16 protein-coding genes are annotated in these 18,301 nt (G+C 37.4%); 7 read left to right on the forward strand and 9 right to left on the reverse strand.

Annotated elements, in window-relative coordinates:
* Nucleotides 1-104 precede the first annotated feature (104 nt).
* Nucleotides 105-440 carry a PBPRA1643 family SWIM/SEC-C metal-binding motif protein gene (locus I3259_RS09315; RefSeq protein WP_238029368.1) on the forward strand — a complete coding sequence of 112 codons (336 nt, stop codon included), beginning with the start codon at nucleotides 105-107 and terminating at the stop codon, nucleotides 438-440.
* 111 nt (nucleotides 441-551) lie between these two features.
* Complete coding sequence (locus I3259_RS09320; protein WP_005368466.1) at nucleotides 552-1,019, forward strand: RNA methyltransferase; 468 nt, start codon at nucleotides 552-554, stop codon at nucleotides 1,017-1,019.
* A 41-nt stretch (nucleotides 1,020-1,060) separates the two neighbouring features.
* On the opposite strand, the gene I3259_RS09325 is transcribed toward I3259_RS09320, so the two are convergent.
* From I3259_RS09325 to I3259_RS09335, 3 genes are all read right to left on the reverse strand, one after another.
* Nucleotides 1,061-2,347 (reverse strand): PepSY domain-containing protein, encoded by a 1,287-nt coding sequence (locus I3259_RS09325; protein ID WP_238029369.1) that lies wholly within the window; start codon nucleotides 2,345-2,347, stop codon nucleotides 1,061-1,063.
* A gap of 152 nt (nucleotides 2,348-2,499) precedes the next feature.
* Entirely contained in the window at nucleotides 2,500-4,566 is a 2,067-nt protein-coding gene (locus I3259_RS09330; RefSeq protein WP_238029370.1) for a GGDEF domain-containing protein, read from the reverse strand.
* Nucleotides 4,563-5,750, reverse strand: a complete 1,188-nt coding sequence (locus I3259_RS09335; RefSeq protein ID WP_238029415.1) for an extracellular solute-binding protein — start codon at nucleotides 5,748-5,750, stop codon at nucleotides 4,563-4,565. The genes I3259_RS09330 and I3259_RS09335 overlap by 4 nt, the downstream gene beginning before the upstream one ends.
* 362 nt (nucleotides 5,751-6,112) lie before the next feature.
* Between I3259_RS09335 and I3259_RS09340 the strand changes: the two genes are divergently transcribed.
* Entirely contained in the window at nucleotides 6,113-6,679 is a 567-nt protein-coding gene (locus I3259_RS09340) for a C40 family peptidase (RefSeq protein WP_275949787.1), read from the forward strand.
* 289 nt (nucleotides 6,680-6,968) lie between these two features.
* Here I3259_RS09340 and I3259_RS09345 read toward each other — a convergent pair whose 3' ends face one another.
* The 3 genes from I3259_RS09345 to I3259_RS09355 form a co-directional block, all read right to left on the reverse strand.
* Nucleotides 6,969-8,144 carry an aromatic amino acid transport family protein gene (locus I3259_RS09345; protein WP_238029371.1) on the reverse strand — a complete coding sequence of 392 codons (1,176 nt, stop codon included), beginning with the start codon at nucleotides 8,142-8,144 and terminating at the stop codon, nucleotides 6,969-6,971.
* A gap of 415 nt (nucleotides 8,145-8,559) precedes the next feature.
* Complete coding sequence (locus I3259_RS09350; RefSeq protein ID WP_238029372.1) at nucleotides 8,560-8,802, reverse strand: hypothetical protein; 243 nt, start codon at nucleotides 8,800-8,802, stop codon at nucleotides 8,560-8,562.
* Between the two features lie 187 nt (nucleotides 8,803-8,989).
* The gene (locus I3259_RS09355; protein ID WP_238029373.1) at nucleotides 8,990-9,373 is read right to left on the reverse strand and encodes a DUF805 domain-containing protein; all 384 of its coding nucleotides are present in this window, start codon (nucleotides 9,371-9,373) and stop codon (nucleotides 8,990-8,992) included.
* 270 nt (nucleotides 9,374-9,643) lie between these two features.
* Between I3259_RS09355 and I3259_RS09360 the strand changes: the two genes are divergently transcribed.
* The gene (locus I3259_RS09360) at nucleotides 9,644-12,184 is read left to right on the forward strand and encodes an Ig-like domain-containing protein (protein ID WP_238029374.1); all 2,541 of its coding nucleotides are present in this window, start codon (nucleotides 9,644-9,646) and stop codon (nucleotides 12,182-12,184) included.
* An 82-nt stretch (nucleotides 12,185-12,266) separates the two neighbouring features.
* Here I3259_RS09360 and I3259_RS09365 read toward each other — a convergent pair whose 3' ends face one another.
* From I3259_RS09365 to I3259_RS09375, 3 genes are all read right to left on the reverse strand, one after another.
* Complete coding sequence (locus I3259_RS09365; RefSeq protein WP_045150175.1) at nucleotides 12,267-12,542, reverse strand: hypothetical protein; 276 nt, start codon at nucleotides 12,540-12,542, stop codon at nucleotides 12,267-12,269.
* A gap of 98 nt (nucleotides 12,543-12,640) precedes the next feature.
* Complete coding sequence (locus I3259_RS09370) at nucleotides 12,641-13,903, reverse strand: NupC/NupG family nucleoside CNT transporter (protein ID WP_238029375.1); 1,263 nt, start codon at nucleotides 13,901-13,903, stop codon at nucleotides 12,641-12,643.
* 311 nt (nucleotides 13,904-14,214) lie between these two features.
* Nucleotides 14,215-15,129, reverse strand: a complete 915-nt coding sequence (locus tag I3259_RS09375; RefSeq protein ID WP_238029376.1) for a LysR family transcriptional regulator — start codon at nucleotides 15,127-15,129, stop codon at nucleotides 14,215-14,217.
* A 450-nt stretch (nucleotides 15,130-15,579) separates the two neighbouring features.
* On the opposite strand from I3259_RS09375, the gene I3259_RS09380 reads away from it, so the two are divergent.
* The 3 genes from I3259_RS09380 to pstA all read left to right on the forward strand — a co-directional run bounded on the left by I3259_RS09380 (nucleotide 15,580) and on the right by pstA (nucleotide 18,292).
* Nucleotides 15,580-16,401 carry a phosphate ABC transporter substrate-binding protein gene (locus I3259_RS09380; RefSeq protein WP_238029377.1) on the forward strand — a complete coding sequence of 274 codons (822 nt, stop codon included), beginning with the start codon at nucleotides 15,580-15,582 and terminating at the stop codon, nucleotides 16,399-16,401.
* An 86-nt stretch (nucleotides 16,402-16,487) separates the two neighbouring features.
* The gene (gene pstC / locus I3259_RS09385) at nucleotides 16,488-17,399 is read left to right on the forward strand and encodes a phosphate ABC transporter permease subunit PstC (protein ID WP_238029378.1); all 912 of its coding nucleotides are present in this window, start codon (nucleotides 16,488-16,490) and stop codon (nucleotides 17,397-17,399) included.
* Between the two features lie 32 nt (nucleotides 17,400-17,431).
* Nucleotides 17,432-18,292, forward strand: a complete 861-nt coding sequence (gene pstA, locus I3259_RS09390; protein ID WP_238029416.1) for a phosphate ABC transporter permease PstA — start codon at nucleotides 17,432-17,434, stop codon at nucleotides 18,290-18,292.
* Nucleotides 18,293-18,301 lie beyond the last annotated feature (9 nt).

Here is an 18,301-nt window from a genome sequence, read left to right on the forward strand (position 1 = left end):
GGTTATTATGCCCGCAATTTCAACCACCCTCGCGGTGGTTTTTTATTCGTAACAATTAACCCACTATTATGGTTTGGGTTAATTCATGGTAAATAGGTTATCCCATGTCTAAATTCTTCTATAAAGGTCGTATCGAAAAGAAACCAAAGTACGAAAGTTTTGGTTACAACACGAAACGCGAAACTAAACCTGGCACGGAAACCAACCCACTCACATTGATTGTGAACAGTGAAGAGCGTCAACAAGAAATACAACAGCTAGTTAATGACAACCACCTGTTTGCAAATATCACTATCAACGCAGACATTGCAGAAAATATTGCTGAACTTGAAGGTATTTTAAATAAACCAAAAACCACTGTTTTTGAAAAAACGCCAAACCGTAATGACCCATGTTCGTGCGATAGCGGTAAAAAATACAAAAAGTGCTGTGGTAAGTAGTAGCAAACAAAAAAGCAGGTATTCGTACCTGCTTTGTTTTTAGCTTCAAATAAATGTCTAACTGACACCTGTTAAACATTTATTTATCTGTAATTAAAAGTAGATAGAAGTATGAGCAAAAAAAGCCAAGGCTATTCTTGTATTGGCCTATTTAATCCCAAAACACCTGAGAATGTTGGATCTGTTATGCGCGCAGCTGGCTGTTATGGCGTTAACTCAGTGTTTTATACGGGAACACGTTATGATCATGCCGCACAGTTTTGTACTGATACTAAAAAAGCATCACTTGATATACCACTAATAGGTGTTGAAGACTTAAAGAAAATCATTCCTATCGGCTGTGTACCCGTTGCTGTTGATTTAATCGAAGGTGCAAAAGCATTACCTGACTATAAACATCCAAAACGTGCTTTTTATATCTTTGGTCCTGAAGACGGTACCCTAAAAAAAGAAATTACTGATTTTTGTCGTGAAACAATTTATGTACCAACGAATGGTTCAATGAACCTTGCCGCTGCCGTTAATGTGATTCTTTATGATCGTTTAGCTAAAGGCGACAATTTTTCAAACCACAAATAGTACATCAAAAGAAAGCCTCGATAATTTCGAGGCCTTTGATACTAAGAAGTGATGGATATAGATTTTAGTGTTCTTTTCATGACTGTTGTAAGTAAAGATAAAATTAAAATCAGCAGTAAACTTATGCCAAACATGGGTAATACTATGGCAAACATTGCCATTGTTCCCCATAATAAAGGTCCTATTTTCTTATCTTGTGCCACCGTCGGTAAACCTAAACTCTTTTTAGGTTTACGTAAACAATATGATACTAAAGCACTCAGGCTTAATATTGCAGTCATCACACTAATGCCAAACATAAAGAACCAATTGGCTTGACCAAATAATTCACCTTGGTGAATACGCATCACAATTTGCCGACCATGACTAAGAATCCCCACCTCATCCCACGAATATTCAGCAATTGTCTTACCATTATATTGATCAACATGAATCTTTTTTTGTTGATATAGATCTTTTGCTCTATTACTAATACTGAATATACCGCTGGATTTTGTAGGTATAGATATTGTTACAGTTCCTGCTAATTGTTTGTGTTGTGCTAGTAATACAATATCATCAAGCGCCTGAGAATTAGCGCCTTGTTGTTCACTTGATTTAAGTCCTTTACCGTTAAATCCTTTTGGATACCCCGTCTCTGTTGTATCTCGTAACAGCTTATAATTACTGCCGAACAACTCTGTCCATGGCAATCCTCCCGCTAAGACAACTAACAATGCCATTGAAAGCCAAAATCCACTTACTGTATGAAGATCACGATAAAATATACGTTTTCCTTGTTTTACTCTGACAATAAATAACGACTTAATACCTGAAATCGAGCGAGGAAAGAATAAATACAGCCCAGTTATAATCAATACGACTAACCAACTGGCAATTAATTCTGTAATCCAACTTCCGCTTTTTCCTAACAATAATTCTCCGTGAAACTTACGTACTTTTTGCATTAAGGTATCTTTTCGAGCAAAAAGCCCAGTGACTTCACCAGTATATCGATCAACATAAATATAACTTTCAGATGAAAATCGCCCCGCAATAAATTTTGTTGCAGTATTCATCTGCTCTGGTAGTACCATTTTAGTAGGTATGGGTACGTTATTCTCTATTGCAGCCTGTTTTGCTGCTAAATATTGTTGTTGATAAGAAAGAGAAGAAGAAGAACTTGAGTCAACATTCGTCACATTTTTATATGCTTGCTGCTCATAATCTGTTTTAAATAAATAGACAGCCCCAGTGACTGATAATAAAAAAATAAAAGGTAGCGATATTATTCCTGCAATAATATGCCATCGCCATAACCAATTATGAATATTTCGAGCACCTATCATATAACACATCCATGTGAATCATTTAAATTGTGCTACATAGTTTAACAGTTTGGCAATTAACTCACTATTTATAGAGGCTTATTTTTTAATTTGATACTATACAAAAATCACAATATACAATTGTAGTTTTATAAGTAACAGGTAACATCTAATTATCTCGGCTTTTTACCCATTTGATCATAATAAGCTTTCTTATCTAGATACATAGCTTTATCTGCGACTTGATAAATAGTATGAACATCATGAGATTCTGTACTTGCAGACCCCATCGCAAAATGAATACCTACTTTGTCACCAGGTGGTAAACTTGCATAATGATCTTCCATTAATAGCTGTAATAAACGTTCTTTTAGCTGATTACAGCCCGCATTATCACCGTGTTTTATAATAATTGCGTATTCGTCACCACCTAGCCGATAAACCTTATCTGTACTACGACATACACTTTTAATTAACCGCCCTGTTTCGATAAGTAATTGATCCCCCATATGGTGTCCATATTCATCGTTAGCTTGTTTTAACCCATTTAAATCAATCATAAACAAGCCTAAATATTGCTCTGGGTAACGGTGTGTCACTTTTACCCATTCATCAAAATCAACATCAAAGGCTTTACGATTACTCAAGCCTGTTAATGGATCGGTAATTGCGCTTCGTTCTAACTCTTCGTTTAACAATCGCCCTTCAAGTTCTGCCGATAATTGACGAATAAATAATGAAATAATTTCATAATCATCACGCTCAATATTGGGCGTTTTCATCACAATCACACCCAGTAACTTATTATGGGTATCTACAATTTTAAAACATTGTAAAATGGTCTCATCACTATTCACACGAAAATAATCACTACAATGAGCATCAGCATCAATGCTATCTAAACAAATTTCAGAAACCCCTTCACAAACCCAATTATTATTCTGATTAACAAACAACTTCATTCCCCATCCAGCATAAGGATACAAACTGACTAACTGTGTCATTACAGTGGAATGAATATCACCATGTTGTAACTTATTACTAAATGACAACAATGACTGAAGCATCGTTCGACGTTTTTCTTCACGTTGTAGAGAGTGGGTTAACTCTAATGTTTTTTCATGTACCTTATTTTCAAGTTGATCATTGAATGTCATTAACTTAGTATTTTTATCTTCTAAATCACTAAGTTGCGCTTTTATTGTCATCGCCATTTTTTGAATTAAGTTATTAACCATTATTAACTCAGAAAACCTAAGATCTTTACTTGGAATATTGTAATTACCCCCTAAACAGGCTCTCACACTATCCATAAGATAAGTTAAAGGCTTAGCGAACCAACGATACGAGATTGTCGCAGTCAATAATGCAAGGATAACGACAATAATAGCGACAATCGTTAATATTTTTAATGAATTCGTAAATGGGTTTTCACCCAAGTATTTATTCATAAAAACTTGCGCGTTATAAGACATCGGCTCTGTAATATACTTGTTATCTATCGTCACAACCTCTGTTTTAGAAACTGTTGGGGTCAATGGATCTATTTTCCCTTTATAGACAACTATTTTATCCATTCCATTATGATGAAAGATAACATGCTCTCCATCTTTTAAATAAGGACGAAGAACCTTAATAATGTTTTCAACAGGTACTACAACAATTAAATACCCTAACGGATTACGCTTCAGCCCCTCAGTTAACGTTGACTGATATATTGGTACACCAATAGCAATACCTTTATGACTGGGATTAAACCTATCAGGCATTAAAGACTCATCGGCATAATTGAATACCCATTGATCACCGGTATTTTTACTGGTACTTACCTTTTGATTTAGTAATACTTTTAACCCAGAGAATGAGTTAATTCCATTAATACCATTATAATTTTCGACTTCATTCCAGTTAGCATCAACTAAATAGGCTGCTTGTACTAGAGGTGTGTTATCAACTAAATTAGCCAGTGTCGCATCGACATGACTGGTTAGAAAGAAATCATCAATACCTTGCACTAATAGTCGATCACGAGATAAAACATCTAACGCCGTGGATAATAGATAAAAACGATAATTAAACTCTTGTTTTAACGTCGTTGATAATCGATCTATTAAATCTACTCGATAATTTGTTTCAACTTCCGTTTGTTGTTTTATTAATAATCCACCGATAATTGAAGCAGGTAAAACCGCGACGAAAACCATTAGTAGTGCCAATGACGACTTTAATTTTAATTTCATTTTTTGTTCAACCTATGCCACTGCTGAATAGCAATTTTCTGCATAAACTCTGCCGTTTTTTCTGCTGATAATCCATCTTCATAACGCTTAAAACCAATAGCCATAGCCTGCCATGCTATCGACATTTTAATTGTTGACGGCATTGGTTTAGATAATTCAAATTGCTTAAATAAAATTTCATCATCACCTGACGCTTGATGTCTAAACTCTTTCAATAACTTTGTTGAAACAGGCAATAGACGTGTATCTTCATATATTAAATGTTGAATCCTTTCCTGTTGAATAAACTTTGCAAACTTTTCTATTAATACTTTTTTGTCTACAGAATGATTTTTATAGTTTGGTAACGATAAAAGAAAGGTGCTACTCATAGGTTGCATTTGTTTACCATTTAGCGTTGGCAATAATGCGACACCTAAATCATCTCCCATCGATTTTTTTAGATCTTGATATGCCCAATCACCATTAATCGCATAAGCTTCTTTTCCTTCGATAAAGTCACCTTGAGAACACACATAATCACATTCGCGATTAATGATTTTTTGCTCAGACAAATAACGATAATATTTTAATGCTTTAACCATTTCTGGTGTATTCAGTGATATTTTCCCATCGCTAATTGGCCACCCATTAAATGCTGATAAAAATGGGATAAAGTAATACATATCAAGGTAATTCCACCCAACAGGTAAAATATTTTTATCTAACCATATTTGCTTGGATGCTATTATTTCTTTCCAAGTACGTAATGGTTGAGAAACTAACTTATTATTATAATATAACAATAAGTTATTCCCTTGAATAACGGGTATCCCCCAATATTTATCATTAACATAAGCTGTTAACATTGCTTTTTTAGATAACTCAGGCGATAACCAATTTTTGGGAATACTCGATAATTTCATTAACCTATGTAAGCCAATAAAATCTGATGGGAAAATGACGAGATCAGGTAGACCACCGTACTGTGCCCCCAATAATATTTCAGCTTTTATCTTTTCAGGTTCAAATTGAACAAGTGAAATATTGATATTGTTTTCTTTTTGAAATTCTTTCACTAACAATTCAATAAAACTATTATCTTGATGAGAATACCAAAGCGTTAATTTTTCTTCTGCATTTACAGTGAAAGAAAAAAACATAACTAAAAACATAACTAAAAACAATGTAATACTTCTTAACATAACCACACTAAATACCTTTTGAGGATACTGATAAAAAGTGAATAATTATTATAAATATACTACACACTCATCGATTATATCTTAATCATAAATCATTCCAAAAAAGAATTAAACAGCAAATAAATCAAGCTAAACAATACCAAGTTCGGTAAATGATATTAATTATAAATAACAAACTTTGACGTGCCACCTAACAAGATATTATCAATAGTCTATATTGCTCATTTCTTACGCTTTTTATAAAAACATTACTTATTTGTTTGAATGTGAAGTGATACGAGTAAAATAACTAACATAAAAAAGTATCAACCGTTATCATTAACCTCTTTACCTTTTATCTAGACTGAAGCACAAATAGAGTTATGACATTACCTAAATCCACAATGGCGCTTATCAGCTGTTCTTTTTTCTTTCTCGTTGCTTGTGAATCCACGGTAAATGCGTCACCACAACCAGAGAAGCTCTTAAAACAACCAGTTTCATCTAAAATAGTCGCTACACCTTTAGCGACGCATAGTTCAAAAGCCCAGATCAAAAAAGAACAAGATATGATCAACTTTGCACGTAAGTACCTTGGTACAAAGTATGTGTGGGGAGGAACAACACCGAAAGGCTTTGATTGTTCAGGCTTCATTAAATATGTTTATAACAAGTACGATATTTCCATACCTCGTACAACAGCGGCTTACCCTAATCTTTATGATAAAAAAATATCATTAAAACATGCCAAAGTAGGTGATCTCATTGTTTTTACAGGGACAAATCCAAAGGTTCGCAAACCAGGTCATGCCGGTATTATTACTGAAGTAGGCAAGAACACATTGAAATTTGTTCATAGCTCATCATCAAAAAAACACTTTGGTGTCACTGAAACCGATTATTATAAAAGTGGTTACCCAAAGCGTTACTTAACAGTTATCAAAATGTAACCAAGATAGTCTGCTAATTTAGCTAAAAAAAGGAGCATCACGCTCCTTTTTTGTAAGCTTTTCTTTACATGGCTAGATTTTATAAAATTAACATCATCTAGCCCTACCAGCAGAAACTTTGTATTATTTATTAATAATAACAGTGTTCACTAGCGATACACCTATCGCACTCCAATAGTTATGCTCTGTTTGGTGTGTATAAGTCGGTCACTTAATACATACCTAGAATAAGGGGCTGATAGATCGGTCAATCTACCAGCCCCACACTCTTTAGTTATATAGTGTTTAGTTAAATAACTTGCGCTCCAATCAGGAATAAACCAAACCCTAAACATAGCAGCATTGCTATTTGTCCACCTGCTACTTCATATCCTATTTCATCACTTATCGTTACTTGCTGTTTGTCTTCAGTTTTTCGTAGGTTTAATACCATCATCATCGGAATAAAAATAGCAATAAATACAAGGATTAAACCTGCATAACTCAACACTGATAAAAACTTATCAGCAGCAAACAATGCACCTAGTAACGGTAGAATAAACGTTAAAATATAAGTCACTACTCGGTTTTGTTTGAATAAATCAATATTTTGATCAAATAGAGATAACGCTACACCAAAAAATGATGTCAGTAGAGCTAAACCTGTAAACAAAGAAAGAATGACATGGATCCCTTCAAAACGAGTAGCTAGCACATTTATTAGCTCAGAAACATTATTAAATTGCGCCAACTGCTCATAAGATAAACTACCAACAACGGCATAAAGCCATAATAAGTAACACACAAGCGGAATAAACGAGCCCAGTAAAACCATATTACGTAATTGTGCATGTGTTGCTTTTTTGTTGTAAGACACTAATGTTGGGATTACAGGGAAAAAGCCGAAGCTAGTAAACAACACCGCACTGGTTTTGATTAGATCAATATTGCTGTCATTTGTTGCAGTAAAAAAGTGTGCTAATGACATATTTGGTACTAAAGCAAATAACGTGATTATCAGCACTGCTAACATTAAGAGAAATAACACGCGATTAAGCTTGTCAATCACACCAGTACCAGCAGCGACAATACCACCAGCAATAACAGCAAACAGAATTTGACTTTGAACTAACGAAATATCTAAACCTAAATTCAGTACCATTTTATGTACTAAGTCACCGGCACCAATGATGTAGGCCATTAATAAACAGATCAACAGTGCGTATAACAATCCATTTGTGATTAACTGCCCTCCTTTTCCTAACGTTTGTCTAGCAATGCTGTTCATCCCTAACCCACCGCCAACTTTAATGCTAGCCTCAAGCAGTAATAATGCGGCATACGTTGTACCACTCCAAATAACTAGCATTAATATGGTGCCTGACAACAAGCCAAATTGCGCTAAGACCATTGGAATAGCGAGCATTCCTGCACCGAGTGCTGTGCCCGCAATAATCAGCGAACTACCTATTAATTTTAAATTCACACAATACCCTTACTTTATATATGCACCACAAAGCCTCAGCTTATGGCTGCTCATTATCAAATGTTTTTAATCTTTAGATTGGCGGCTAATTAATAGCCGTGACTAAATCGAGATGAATATAAAGATAGGTTTGAAAAGACAGTCAACGAGCGTTGTCGCTGTACTTGATGAATAGAAAAGTTTAACAACATTAATCGTACTCCAAAAACGATATTAATAATGATGAGTGGTCATGATGTTTCATTTCGGTCAAAACGAACATCGCTCATCTGTTGTCATACTAAAACACATTACTAAGGAATGAAATAATAGATTATATCCTCAGACCAGCATTACACTTATATAAGCCTTCAGTAATTATAACCAAAGACTCATAGCGTGCTTTAACGAGAATATTGCTCAGAATAATGGTTTATCACCCCATGTGCTTTTCTGAAGCAAGACTAACAAGGGTTAAACGGTTAAATGAACCTGGTTTTACAGCAATTAAACTGCCATCGCCGAACTGAATCCCATCAAAGAACTGAGAGCCCCATTTCACACGCTTAAAGTGTGCATAACGCGCTTTTGAATATACGGTTTCTAAGGCGTTCAAAGCACCCTCACGCTTTACTTGCTCTTGAATTGCTTTACTTAATAATTTATCAGCAATAAGCATCGTTGCCTCCTACAAAAATAACCGCGCTTTCCATATTCGCTCATTTCTTTTTACCAAACGTACTAAGATATGCAAGGGTACGTTTAGCAATTTATACTTTTTTTAATTAGCTGATTAAATTTTAAGCGCAAAAAAGCCCAGAACTTTTCTCTGAGCTTTTGAGTTAAATCTAATAGTTAGTTGGCATTTATACGGTGAATGAACCTTCATTTTGCTTTGGATTTGGACCAAAACGGTTATCACCTGGATTGCTGTCTTGCACCATGAAGTAAATCAGCACTAAAATACCAATAATAGGTACAAACATGATCAGTGCCCACCAACCTGTACGGTCTTGATCATGCAACCGACGAATAATTACAGCAATATTAGGGATAACAATAAACAGTGAATATAACGCTGCTAATACTCCGTAGCCATCCCCAATGGTTGGTAAACTTAAAACGCTATCGGCAAACCCTAGCGCCATACTTATCAAAGCGCTAAATAGCGTAAAAAACCAAAATTCTTTACGACGTGAACGCCCACCAAATTGTGCATATTTTTTTAAAACTGCAAGATACCAATCCATTTTTCTTCCTTTAGTCCGATATTTCTAAGCTAATAAGCCTCTTACACAAAATGTATTCCTTTTCATAACTCTAGCCAAGTAATTTTAGCGACCACTTTGATGTGAGACTGCTCAAAAATAAAAATGACGGTCGCTTTGTATTTTATTTGCACTGTGAGTGACTTAATAAAGCCTAGAGAATATACATATTGTTTTAAACATTTTTTCATTTCCTCTCGCATTATTATTCTACTCACTTTCGAGGAATTTTAACTGCAATAGGGATAGACAATGCAAAAGACACTTCTTACCTGTGCGTTAGCCGTCGCCTTTAGCACATCGCATGCTTATGCGGCAGATTGTTCTAATATCGCCGAATGGCAAGCAGATATAGCCTATAATGGCGGTAGCCAAGTCCAACAAGACAATAACATATATAATGCAAATTGGTGGTCTCAAGGCAATCAGCCAGCGAGCCACTCAGGGTCTTGGCAAGAATGGACATTCGTTGATAGCTGCATGAGCAGTGGAAATCAAGATCCATCCGTAACACTGATCTCACCGCTTAATAATGCACAATTAACAGCGCAAACAGATATTACGTTAGCTGCGAACGCAAGTGATAAAGACGGTTCTATTCAACATGTTGAGTTTTTCATAAACCAACAATCTATTGCAGTTGTCGATACAGCCCCATACCAAATTAATTGGACAACGGTGCTTGGTAACTACACCATTACTGCCACAGTAACGGATAATGAAAATGCCACTAAAACAGATGTTGTGAATATTAGTGTCGTTTCAGCGAGTGAAAACCTTGCGCCAAGTATTGCAATTAGTTCACCAACATCAGATACCACTATCTTTGAAGGCGATACAGTAACGATTACAGCCGATGCCGAAGATAAAGATGGCTCAGTCACTCAGGTAGAGTTCTTTGTTGATAACCAACTAATCGCAACAAGTTCTTCTGCCCCGTTCACAGCACAATGGACATCAACGGCTGGTAATCATCAAATTACAGCCAAAGCAACAGACAATGAAAATAGTACAACCACATCAAGTGCGATAACTCTCACTGTTGATAACGTTATTATTGGTGGTGGTTGTGGTGATATTCCAACCTTTAAATCTGGTACTGATTATCTAACTGGCGATTTAGTAGAGAGTAATAATCATAAATACCGTTGTGACATCGCAGGTTGGTGTTCCTCATCATCTGATTGGGCTTATAAGCCAGGTGAGGGACAGCATTGGACAGATGCATGGACAGATTTAGGTATTTGCGCCATTGCCCCTGACGTTAAGATCACTTCTCTTAATGCTCAACAAACAGTATTAGCAGGAACCACTTTAACGATTGATACTGATGCTACTGATGCCGATGGCACTATAGAACAAGTCAGTTTTTATGCTAACGAACAACTTATTGACACCGATCTCACAGCCCCTTATAGCACACAGTGGTTAGCATCAGACTTAGGTAATACCACAATTAAAGTCGTTGCGACTGATAATGAAGCGAACACTAATGAAGCAAGTGCTACGGTTACTGTAAGCGATCAAGCTCTTGTTACTAGCTTAACGTCTCCAAGTAGTGGCTCTGTTGTTACACTAGGGAAAGCACTCACCCTTTCAGCAACAGCGACGGCACTAACTGGTGATGTTCGACAAGTTGATTTCATTATTAACGGCAATGTTGTTGCAACTGATAAGACTGCGCCTTATAGCACTTTTTGGACGGCGCAATCTGCAGGTAATTACACTGTCACAGCCCTCGCTACGAATGGGAACGGTGAAACCGCACTATCAACCGCAGCCAGTGTAAAAGTTCAAGAACCAATTGAGGCTCAACATAACTTAATTGGCTATTGGCACAACTTCGTTAATGGCTCTGGCTGTCCAATACGTCTTCGTGATATTTCGCCAGCTTGGGATATTATCGATATCGCATTTGCTGATAATGACCGCAACAGCGACGGTACTGTTCATTTTAATTTATACAACGGTGACATTCGCAGTAGCTGTGAACCGCTCGATCCACAACAATTTAAAGATGATGTTCGTGAATTACGCGCACAAGGTAAAATCATCGTTCTTTCGCTTGGTGGTGCTGAAGGTACTATCACTTTAAATAACGATGCAGACCAAGCAAACTTTGTTTCAAGCTTGACTGATATTATAAATGAGTGGGGATTTGACGGGCTAGATATTGACTTAGAAAGTGGGTCGAACTTACTTCATGGTACAGAGATCCAAGCTCGTTTGCCTGTTGCGTTAAAACAAATCGAAGCCAACATTGGTGGTGATATGTATTTAACCATGGCACCAGAACATCCTTATGTTCAAGGCGGCATGATTGCCTACTCAGGAATTTGGGGCGCTTACATCCCGATGATAAATGAGTTACGTGACATGCTAAATCTGCTGCATGTACAGCTATATAACAACGGGGGGTTAGCAAATCCATATACGTCAGGAGTAGCCCCTGAAGGATCGGTTGATATGATGGTAGCTTCAGTCAAAATGTTAGTAGAAGGGTTTGAACTGGCAGATGGCAGTCAATTTGCACCACTTCGCGATGATCAAGTTGCGATTGGCTTGCCGTCAGGGCCAAGTTCCGCGAACTCTGGACAAGCTCCAACACAAAACATTATTGATGCACTAGATTGTGTAACTAAAGGCAGTAGTTGTGGCTCGGTAGTACCGACTAAGCTTTATCCAAACTTTGGTGGTGTAATGACATGGTCGATTAACTGGGATGTTCATGATGGCTTTAATTTCTCTGGTCCTATAGGAGATAAGCTTCAACAAATGAATAGCCAACGTTAACCCGTATCCATATACGTGATAAACAAACGCCAAGATTGCTATTTATGCATCTTGGCGTTTTATTCGAAATAAGGAAAATAATTTAATAGCGCTTAATTCGAACCACTTTCATCGTTTCAACTTCAAACCCTGCCACAACCATCATTTCAGGGTAATACGTCATATTCACTTTACAGCCATTTAAGCTTTTATATTTTTTCTTTCGTTTAAATTTAAATGGAACATCGTAACCTTCAATCATCAAAGTATGCAGGATCCACTCACCGTCTTCTCGCTGAGTATGTGAGCGAACTTTCAATCCATCGCTATGAATGAGTTCAGCATGTTTTGCTACAAGCCTATCCACATCAGATTTCATGATATGCGTTTCCCTTTTATTTATTGTTCAAAAACCACATATACAAAAACAGAGAGCCTAAGCTCTCTGTTTGGTATTTTATTCTACTTTCTATATTACTATGAAAGAGGGATAAATAAACCTGCCAATGTCGCACTCATTAAGTTTGCAAGTGTTGCAGCAAAAATAGCTTTCATACCTAAACGTGCAATCTCAGGACGACGTTGTGGAACAATACCACCTAAACCGCCCATTAACATTGCAATAGAGGTTAAGTTAGCAAAACCACACAATGCAAAGGTCACAATCGCTTGAGAGTGTTCGCTTAATTTAGCTACAGTTTCAGGCTTCATTAAATCAGCGAATGCAATGAATTCGTTAACCGCAATCTTAGTACCAATCAAACTTGCAGCCGTTGTTGCCTCAGACCATGGCACACCAATTAACCATGCAACAGGTGCAAATAGATAACCAAAGATCATATCAAGGCTTAGATGATGTAAACCATCCCAGTTAAAGCCTAACCACTGACCAACAGAGGCTAACCAGTTACCAATATGACCTAAGCCACCATTCACAAGCGCGATTAAGCTGATAACCGCCAGTAAGCTTGCGCCAACTGCCATTGCTATTTGTAAACCACTTAGCGCACCACGAGAAGCAGCATCAACCATATTAACAGGCTCGTCTTCTTCACCATCGTCTTCTTCTTCCATGGTGTGAACACCTTCAGTTTGAGGAACAAGCAATTTTGCCATCATCAAACCTGCAGGTGCTGACATAAAACTTGCCGCAATCAGGTATTTTAGTTGAACACCTAGCCCTGCGTAGCCAACCATAGTACCACCAGCAACAGACGCTAAACCGCCAACCATTACTGCAAATAATTCTGAACGTGTCATTCGAGCCAAGAATGGTCGAACAACTAAAGGCGCTTCAACTGAACCGACAAAAATATTAGCGGTTGCAGACATTGATTCTGTACGTGTTGTACCCAGGAGTTTTTGTAAAATGCCACCAATAGTACTAATTACCCACTTCATGACACCCAAATAGTATAGAACTGAAATTAACGCAGAGAAAAATACAATTGAAGGCAAAACGTTAACAGCAAAAATGAAGCCTAATTTAAATTGTGCTAATTGACCAAAAAGAAATTCAGTACCTTCATGACCGTATTCAAGAATACCGGATACAGCACCTGATACGCTGTTTAAAACTACACGACCAACAGGAATGTATAAAATGAAGCCAGCAAAAATAACTTGAATGCAAAATGCGCCCAATACGCTGCGCCAATTAATTGCACGACGATTTTCTGAAAATAAAAAACCAACGGCAAAAATAATAATAATGCCTAAGATGCCGACCAAATAATGCATGGTCATTCTCCAATGTGTAGTAGTAAACGATTGCGGGGGGATTCTATTGAGAAATAAAAATGTGACAAGGATCAAATTGTTATTGCAATTAACAATTAGAAAACAAAAAACACGGAAAACGACGACTTTTCAAGCTAAGCAAACGAAAAACGTCTAATTGGTTCCTATAGGGAATACTATTGTTTCCATAGTTTACAATAAGAAACATTTAAAACAGCGTTTAGCTAACCGTTTGCGTCACGCTGCTGTTTTTTACATCATATAATTGGTGAAAATAAAGACTTACCCATCATGCACAATTTAATCACTTATTAGAGCTGACAAGAGATATTCCCTGACTCAATATGATCACGAATAAACTCAATAAAAAGATTTACCTTCGACGGTAAATACTTATGACGAGGATAAACAGCATACAGTGGCATATGTTGCGTTAACTGCCAATTAGGCATTAAACGGATTAATTTACCTTGGCGGATCTCATCTTTTAATAAATACGTTGCTAAGTACCCAATGCCATTACCTGAAATGGTCGCGTCACGTATCGCATCAGCAGAATCCACGCGATAATTTCCAGTCACCTTTATATGTTGTTCTTCATTACCTAGACTGAAATTCCAAATATTGTCTTTACGCTCACGACTAAAATACGTAATACAGTTGTGATGTTGTAAATCATCAGGATGATAAGGCACACCATGCTTTGCTAAATAATCAGGACTAGCGACTAAAACAAAATCACAATTTGTCAGGTGGCGCGCAACAAAACCTTCAGGAGGAGAGTCCATAAAACCTATCCATAAGTCTAATTGCTCTGAGATCAAATCGACACGATGATCAAATAAACTGAGTTCAAGATTAACTAACGGGTTTTGTTCATGAAATTCATTGATATAAGGTGCAACATGATTTGAAGCAAATGACTGGGCAATACCCACTCGTAATGATCCTTGCTGACTATCACCAAAAATCAACAGCTCACTCTCAGCTTCATTAATTTCATCGACAACAGCTTCACAATGTTTGGCAAAAATTCGCCCCGACTCCGTTAATGCAAAAGAACGTGTTGTACGCTGTACTAGCTGTACGCCAAGACGTTCCTCTAATTGCTGAACCAGTTTAGTCACTTGAGTACGCGAAATTTCCAATAATTGAGCAGCCTTTGTAAAACTCTTCTGCTTGGTTAGAGCATTAAACACCACCATCTGCTGCGCTTTTTTTAACATCGATAGCCTTTATTAACATAAAAAGTCTGATTGGGAAGTCATTACAATTTAACTATCCACTACAACCATTCATTTTACTATAGATAAAGTGTCAAACAACTTTCTGATATATAGGCTCAAATTCACTTCATAATTAAATTTTTATCTAACAACGATTAAGTATGACGCATCGAAACATTCAACCGTTGAGCATATAAATAGGTGAAAAATCGCTCACAGCCAGCTGTACCTATATAAATTAATATATAACAACAAGATGCTAAATAACGATAAATTACTCCAATCGCTTTAATATCATTAAATTAAAGCCCCGGTTAATCCCTACTAAGTATTTATGACAACATTCATAGAGTGTTCAAAGTTTTGAAACATAAGTGTCACACAACTTTCCTAATCTTTGTCACGTTCATTTAAATCTACAGTAATAAGCAACCACGAAGGACTAGGAAAATGAAAACAAAGATTATCGGTGCAATCGCTTTAGCAGGAACAATGGTAGCTAGCACTGCAGCAATTGCAGGTGAAACTATCTCTGTTGTAGGTTCAAGCTCAGTAACACCGCTTATGGAAGTTTTTGGTGAAACTTACGCGAAAGCAAACGACGTAACAGTAGAAGTTCAAGGCCCAGGTTCATCAGCAGGTATTCGTACTGCACACGATGGCTCAGCCGATTTTGGTATGTCTTCTCGTGCGCTTAAAGCATCAGAAGAAGCACCTGAAGTAAAAGAAGTGGTTATTGCTCGTGACGGTATCGCTGTTGTTGTTAATAACAACAACCCGGTTTCTGGCCTAACAAAAGAGCAAGTTGCAAAAATCTATAAAGGTGAAGTAACAAACTGGAAACAAGTTGGCGGTGAAGATAAGCCAATCGTTGTTGCTACACGTGATACAGCATCAGGTACTCGTGGTGCTTTTGAAGACATCATGAAACTAAAGAAAAAAATCAATGGCGTTAAAGTTTCAGCTATTTCACAGAAAGCACAAGTTGCAAGTGGTAATGGTCAGCTGAAAACAACAGTTGCAAACAACCCATTTGCTATTGGTTACATCTCTTTAGGTTCAGTAGATAACACAGTTAAACCGCTAGCTATCGACGGCCACAAACCTTCTGTTGCAGCAATCAAATCTGGTGACTACACAGTTCAGCGTCCATTCCTTGTTGTATACAAAGAAGGTCGTCCATCTGCTGAAGCTCTAAAATTCCTATCTTGGATGAAAACAGCTGACGCACAGAAACTTGTTGAGAACAAAGGCTTCATCTCTACACATTAATTAGTATTTTACGCTCAGCTCATATGGGCTGAGCGTTTTTTGTTTGTCAGTAACTGGTCACTTTTGTACTGGTTCTGGAGTAAGTAATGACCATCGCGAATATTGAAAAAACAGCAAAGAGCACTTCTTCGCTAAAATCAAAAAAACGAATTGATTGGCGAGAAATATTCTTTAAAAATCTATTTATGTTAAGTGCCGCTATCGGCATTTTATCTCTGGTTACCATTGGCTACTTTATTTTCCGTGAAGGTTATGCAGCCTTTGCGCAAGCTGGTGTATCTGGCATCGTTCTTGGTACTGATTGGTTGCCACCAGCGCTATACGGTATAGCACCAATGATTGTCGCATCATTGGTTTCAACAGCTGGTGCTGTCGTATTAGGTGTACCTATTGGTGTTTTAACTGCTATTTTTATTGCAGAAGTAGCCCCAAAACGCCTAGCCGATTTAATTCGTCCAATGATCGAACTACTAGCGGGTATTCCTTCTGTCGTTTATGGTTTCTTTGGCTTAGTTATTATCGTACCACTTATCCAAGATGTATTTAATGTTCCTGCTGGTAACACTATTCTGGCGGGTATCATCGTGCTTGCCGTAATGATCTTACCAACAGTTATTACGGTATCTGAAACCTCTATTCGCGCTGTACCTCGTGCGTATAAAGAGGGTTCTTTGGCATTGGGAGCATCATCGATGTTCACCATTTTCAAACTACTGGTTCCGGCAGCTCGCTCAGGCATCATGACTGGCGTCATCTTAGGTGTTGCTCGTGCTCTGGGTGAAACGATGGCAATTATCATGGTGATGGGTAACTCCCCTGCTATGCCTGAAGGTCTACTAGAGTCTGCACGTACGTTAACAGCGAATATTGCAATCGAAATGTCTTACGCAACCGGTATTCACGCCAGCGCATTGTACGCTACAGGTATTGTCCTTCTGGTTTTCATCATGATGCTAAACGGTGCGCTTTTGTTTTTAAACCGTGAGCGTGCGAGGTAAAAGTAATGTCTTTAACAACAAATACATCGGCATTGGCTAAAGCCAATCCTAAAGCACAAAAACGTAAAGATCAGATAGCCTTATCTTTGATTTGGTTATCAGCAGGCGTTACGGTTGGTTTTTTACTTTGGGTGATTTGGTACATTTTAAGTAATGGTCTTGCCCATGTTAATTGGTCCTTTATTACTTCTGACTACACCACTATTGATAAAGAGTCAGGAATTTGGCCGATGATCGTCTCAACTATCTATATGGTTATTGCTTCTATCTCAGTTGCAGCACCATTAGGTATTATGACGGCTATCTACTTAACGGAATACGCAAAAGTAGGCAGTCGTTTAGTTAAAGTAATTCGATTCTGTACAGAATCACTCGCCGGTATTCCATCAATTATTTATGGTTTATTCGGTATGACATTCTTCGTTGTGGTAATGGGTTTTGGCTATTCAATTTTATCGGGTGCATTAACACTCAGTATTTTGATTCTGCCTGTTATTATTCGAACCACAGAAGAAGCACTAATGGCTGTTCCTCAAACCTACCGTGAAGGTTCATATGGTTTAGGCGCATCTAAAATCTACACCATCTGGCGACTTATTCTTCCTAGTGCAATGCCTGGAATTGTAACGTCTATCATCCTCAGTGTCGGTCGTGTAATTGGCGAATCCGCACCGGTATTTATGACCGCAGGTATGGTTGCACGTATACCTGAAAGTGTTTTTGACTCTGGTCGAACACTTACCGTGCACCTTTATAAGTTAACCCAAGAACTTTACACCGTTCATGAATGGAATCAGGCATACGGTACTGCCACCGTTCTTATTGTTGTTGTTCTTATTATTAACTTAATTACCAAACTAATTGCCAGCCGTTTCAACACTGCGACTTACTAATTTTGAGGA

This window comes from Photobacterium sp. Ph5 (genome assembly GCF_022129445.1).
Classification (GTDB): domain Bacteria; phylum Pseudomonadota; class Gammaproteobacteria; order Enterobacterales; family Vibrionaceae; genus Photobacterium.

Coding starts and splice junctions, on each gene's coding strand:
- I3259_RS09315 (WP_238029368.1), top strand. CDS start 105: ATGTCTAAATTCTTCTATAAAGGTCGTATCGAAAAGAAACCAAAGTAC.
- I3259_RS09320 (WP_005368466.1), top strand. CDS start 552: ATGAGCAAAAAAAGCCAAGGCTATTCTTGTATTGGCCTATTTAATCCC.
- I3259_RS09325 (WP_238029369.1), bottom strand. CDS start 2,347: ATGATAGGTGCTCGAAATATTCATAATTGGTTATGGCGATGGCATATT.
- I3259_RS09330 (WP_238029370.1), bottom strand. CDS start 4,566: ATGAAATTAAAATTAAAGTCGTCATTGGCACTACTAATGGTTTTCGTC.
- I3259_RS09335 (WP_238029415.1), bottom strand. CDS start 5,750: ATGTTAAGAAGTATTACATTGTTTTTAGTTATGTTTTTAGTTATGTTT.
- I3259_RS09340 (WP_275949787.1), top strand. CDS start 6,113: ATGACATTACCTAAATCCACAATGGCGCTTATCAGCTGTTCTTTTTTC.
- I3259_RS09350 (WP_238029372.1), bottom strand. CDS start 8,802: ATGCTTATTGCTGATAAATTATTAAGTAAAGCAATTCAAGAGCAAGTA.
- I3259_RS09355 (WP_238029373.1), bottom strand. CDS start 9,373: ATGGATTGGTATCTTGCAGTTTTAAAAAAATATGCACAATTTGGTGGG.
- I3259_RS09360 (WP_238029374.1), top strand. CDS start 9,644: ATGCAAAAGACACTTCTTACCTGTGCGTTAGCCGTCGCCTTTAGCACA.
- I3259_RS09365 (WP_045150175.1), bottom strand. CDS start 12,542: ATGAAATCTGATGTGGATAGGCTTGTAGCAAAACATGCTGAACTCATT.
- I3259_RS09370 (WP_238029375.1), bottom strand. CDS start 13,903: ATGCATTATTTGGTCGGCATCTTAGGCATTATTATTATTTTTGCCGTT.
- I3259_RS09375 (WP_238029376.1), bottom strand. CDS start 15,129: ATGTTAAAAAAAGCGCAGCAGATGGTGGTGTTTAATGCTCTAACCAAG.
- I3259_RS09380 (WP_238029377.1), top strand. CDS start 15,580: ATGAAAACAAAGATTATCGGTGCAATCGCTTTAGCAGGAACAATGGTA.
- pstC (WP_238029378.1), top strand. CDS start 16,488: ATGACCATCGCGAATATTGAAAAAACAGCAAAGAGCACTTCTTCGCTA.